Below are 3,866 nucleotides of genomic sequence, written 5' to 3' on the forward strand. Positions count from 1 at the left end.
ACGAAGTCAGTAACCATACATACGGCAAGGTGAAGCTGACGTGGTTTGAAGAGATTTTCGAAGAGTATTATTCTGCAGCTTGTTGCCAACGTTTTGCTAGCATATGAGATAGGCTAGAAATGGCTAGGTTAAAGCTGAAGTAGATGAGGGCAATCAGTATATAAAGACTGAAGACCTGCTCTGGTTCGAAATAACGGCCCATGAGAATTTGGCTGGCTCCAAAGAGTTCTTGTAGGGCGATAACAGAGTAGAGGAGACTGGTATCCTTAATCACGGTTACAAACTGAGAAATGCTGGAAATAATGCGCAAGACAGGATTTTTGCCATTTCTCATGACAGCTAGCACCGTACCGATAAGGGTAGAGAGGACGATGGCAATCAGAGAAATGTAGAGGGTCAAGCCAAATCCTTTAAAGATAAAGACTAGGTTATCTGGGGTCAAAACTTCTAAAATGGATTCCATAGTAACCTCCTAAAGTGAATAGGCTTTTTTATTAGCTTGTTCCATCTTGCGACCAAACTGGGCAACAGGGAAGCATAGAGAAAAGTAGAGAAGGGCAGCGCCTAGAAAGGCTGGAATGTAGTTTCCGTTAAGTGCTGACCAAGACTTGGTCACAAACATCAAGTCCACTCCAGAGATGATAGCGACTGTTGAGGTGTTCTTGATGAGGTTGACAATTTGGTTGGTCAAAGGAGGGAGAATGATGCGGTCAGCAACTTCACGGGCAAAGCCCATTTCATGGGTAACGATGATCATGTTCATCCCGTCATGCGCCAGTTTTTGCATAACTGCTAGTACATCTCCGATAGTCTCAGGGTCAAGGGCAGATGTTGGCTCATCAAAGAGAAGGAGTTCAGGATGCATAGCGAGTCCACGAGCAATGGCGATTCGTTGTTTTTGTCCACCAGACAGCATGGCTGGATAAGAATCTTTTTTATCCCACATATTTACAAATTCCAGATATTTTTGAGCTGTTTTTTCAGCTTCTTTTTTATCAATTCCTAGAACTTTTATGGGTGCGAGTGTTACGTTTTCTAACACTGTTTTATGCGGATAGAGGTTAAAATGCTGGAAAACCATGCCGACTTCCTTACGAAGAGGCACCAAATCTTTCTGGCTGGCACCAGCAACTTGGTGGCCATTGACTAGAAGACTTCCCTTGTCAACAGCCTCCAAACCATTGATGGTGCGGATAAGAGTGGATTTTCCAGAACCAGATGGTCCGAGTAGGACAACGACTTGTCCTTTTTCAAAACGGAGATTGATGTCGCGGAGTGCGTGGTAGTCTCCGTAATATTTTTCGACGTGTTCAAATTCTACTAAAGCCATAAGGAGTCTCCTTTGCATTAGATTTTATAACATGATTCTGCACCAAAAGATTTGTCTTGTCAAATCATATCTGAAAAAATTCACTAAAATTTTATAAAAAAGCAATCTGGATAGAGAAAACGTCTAAATCATGTTATAATGAAGCAATAGAATTCTTAGAAAGAGTGGATGTCTTTTTGATAACACCTACTTATGAATGGCAGTTTGCCCCGCAGGTAGAAGATGCGGATTTTACAAAGATAGCCAAGAAGGCTGGACTGGGTCCTGAGGTGGCTCGGTTATTGTTTGAGAGAGGGATTCAGGACCAAGAAAGTCTGAAGAAGTTTTTAGAACCTTCCTTGGAGAATTTGCATGACCCTTATCTGCTCCATGATATGGACAAGGCAGTGGAACGGATTCGTCAGGCCATTGAAGAAGGGGAAAATATTCTCGTTTATGGAGACTACGATGCGGATGGCATGACTTCGGCTTCGATTGTGAAGGAAAGTTTGGAACAACTTGGTGCTGAGTGCCGAGTTTACCTGCCAAATCGTTTTACCGATGGCTATGGCCCTAATGCTAGTGTTTATAAATACTTTATCGAGCAAGAAGGGATTTCCTTGATTGTGACGGTGGACAATGGGGTTGCTGGTCATGAGGCTATTGCATTGGCTCAGTCTATGGGAGTAGATGTCATTGTGACTGACCACCATTCCATGCCTGAAACCCTCCCTAATGCCTATGCCATTGTCCATCCTGAGCATCCAGATGCGGACTATCCCTTCAAATATTTGGCTGGTTGTGGAGTGGCCTTCAAGCTGGCTTGTGCCCTGTTAGAAGAAGTGCAAGTGGAATTGCTTGATTTGGTCGCTATTGGCACCATTGCTGATATGGTGAGTTTGACAGATGAGAACCGTATATTGGTTCAATATGGTCTGGAAATGTTGGGGCACACTCAGCGCATTGGTCTACAAGAAATGCTGGACATGGCTGGGATTGCTGTCAACGAAGTAACAGAAGAAACGGTTGGTTTCCAGATTGCCCCTCGTTTGAATGCCTTGGGTCGCTTGGATGATCCCAATCCAGCCATTGATTTGTTGACTGGCTTTGATGATGAGGAAGCGCATGAGATTGCTTTCATGATTCATCAGAAAAACGAAGAGCGCAAGGAAATCGTCCAGTCTATCTATGAAGAAGCTAAGACCATGGTGGACCCTGAGAAGAAGGTCCAAGTCTTGGCCAAGGAAGGCTGGAATCCTGGAGTTCTAGGAATCGTAGCTGGTCGTTTGTTGGAAGAATTGGGACAGACAGTCATTGTTCTTAATATAGAAGACGGTCGTGCCAAGGGCAGTGCTCGTAGTGTGGAAGCGGTCGATATTTTTGAGGCTCTGGATCCTCATCGAGACCTCTTCATCGCCTTTGGAGGTCATGCTGGCGCTGCAGGAATGACGCTGGAAGTTGAGAAACTTTCAGATTTATCTCAGATTTTAGAAGACTATGTCCGTGAAAAAGGCGCAGATGCTGGTGGCAAGAATAAGTTAAACCTAGATGAAGAACTGGATTTGGAGACACTTAGTTTGGAAACGGTCAAAAGTTTTGAACGTTTAGCTCCTTTTGGAATGGACAATCAGAAACCTGTCTTTTATATCAAGGATTTTCAGGTCGAAAGTGCCCGTACTATGGGGGCAGGCAATGCTCATCTCAAGTTGAAAATTTCCAAAGGTGAGGCGAGTTTTGAAGTGGTAGCATTTGGACAAGGTAGATGGGCAACAGAATTTGCTCAAACCAAGAATCTAGAGCTGGCAGTCAAATTGTCTGTCAACCAATGGAATGGCCAAACTGCCCTCCAATTGATGATGGTGGATGCGCGTGTAGAGGGTGTTCAACTTTTTAACATCCGTGGGAAGAATGCAGTCTTGCCAGAAGGAGTTCCAGTCTTGGATTTTGCTGGAGAATTACCGAGTCTAGTAAATAGTGAAGCTGTTGTCGTAAAAACCATTCCAGAGGATATTACTCAGCTGAAGACCATTTTTCAGAAACAGAATTTTTCCGCTGTCTATTTCAAAAATGATATTGACAAGGCCTACTATCTGACAGGCTATGGGACTAGAGAGCAGTTTGCCAAATTGTACAAGACTATCTACCAGTTTCCAGAGTTTGATATTCGCTACAAGCTCAAGGATTTGGCTGCTTATCTCAATATCCAACAAATCTTGCTGGTTAAGATGATTCAAGTCTTTAAAGAACTAGGCTTTGTGACGATCAAAGATGGGGTTATGACAGTCAATAAAGAAGCGCCAAAGAGAGAAATCGGAGAAAGTCAGATTTACCAAAATCTCAAACAAACCGTCAAAGACCAAGAAATGATGGCGCTGGGTACCGTGCAAGAAATTTATGACTTTTTAATGGAAAAAGAGTAGATCATAGGAAAGAGTTGGGAAACCAGCTCTTTTTTGAAAACAAATCTTCATTTTGAAAATCATCAAAAAAATGGTATAATGGTAGGAAAAGATTCGGCTAATACTCAATGAAAATCAGAGAGCAAACTAGGAAGCTA

General features: G+C 43.0%; 2 protein-coding genes and 1 pseudogene. 1 reads left to right on the plus strand and 2 read right to left on the minus strand.

Annotation, left to right across the window (positions count from 1 at the left end; all coding sequences use genetic code 11):
* Nucleotides 1-67 precede the first annotated feature (67 nt).
* Together HT736_RS07615 and HT736_RS07620 are read right to left on the minus strand one after the other, a co-directional pair.
* Nucleotides 68-463, minus strand: coding sequence for a hypothetical protein (locus HT736_RS07615; RefSeq protein WP_138700572.1), 396 nt, complete (start codon nt 461-463; stop codon nt 68-70).
* A 237-nt stretch (nt 464-700) separates the two neighbouring features.
* Nucleotides 701-1,330: pseudogene (locus HT736_RS07620) on the minus strand (amino acid ABC transporter ATP-binding protein); the annotation flags it as partial.
* 176 nt (nt 1,331-1,506) lie between these two features.
* On the opposite strand from HT736_RS07620, the gene recJ reads away from it, so the two are divergent.
* Nucleotides 1,507-3,729 carry a single-stranded-DNA-specific exonuclease RecJ gene (recJ, locus tag HT736_RS07625; RefSeq protein ID WP_166730699.1) on the plus strand — a complete coding sequence of 741 codons (2,223 nt, stop codon included), beginning with the start codon at nt 1,507-1,509 and terminating at the stop codon, nt 3,727-3,729.
* Nucleotides 3,730-3,866: the final 137 nt, after the last annotated feature.

Source organism: Streptococcus sp. 339 (assembly GCF_013277285.1).
In the GTDB taxonomy this organism is placed as follows: domain Bacteria; phylum Bacillota; class Bacilli; order Lactobacillales; family Streptococcaceae; genus Streptococcus; species Streptococcus pseudopneumoniae.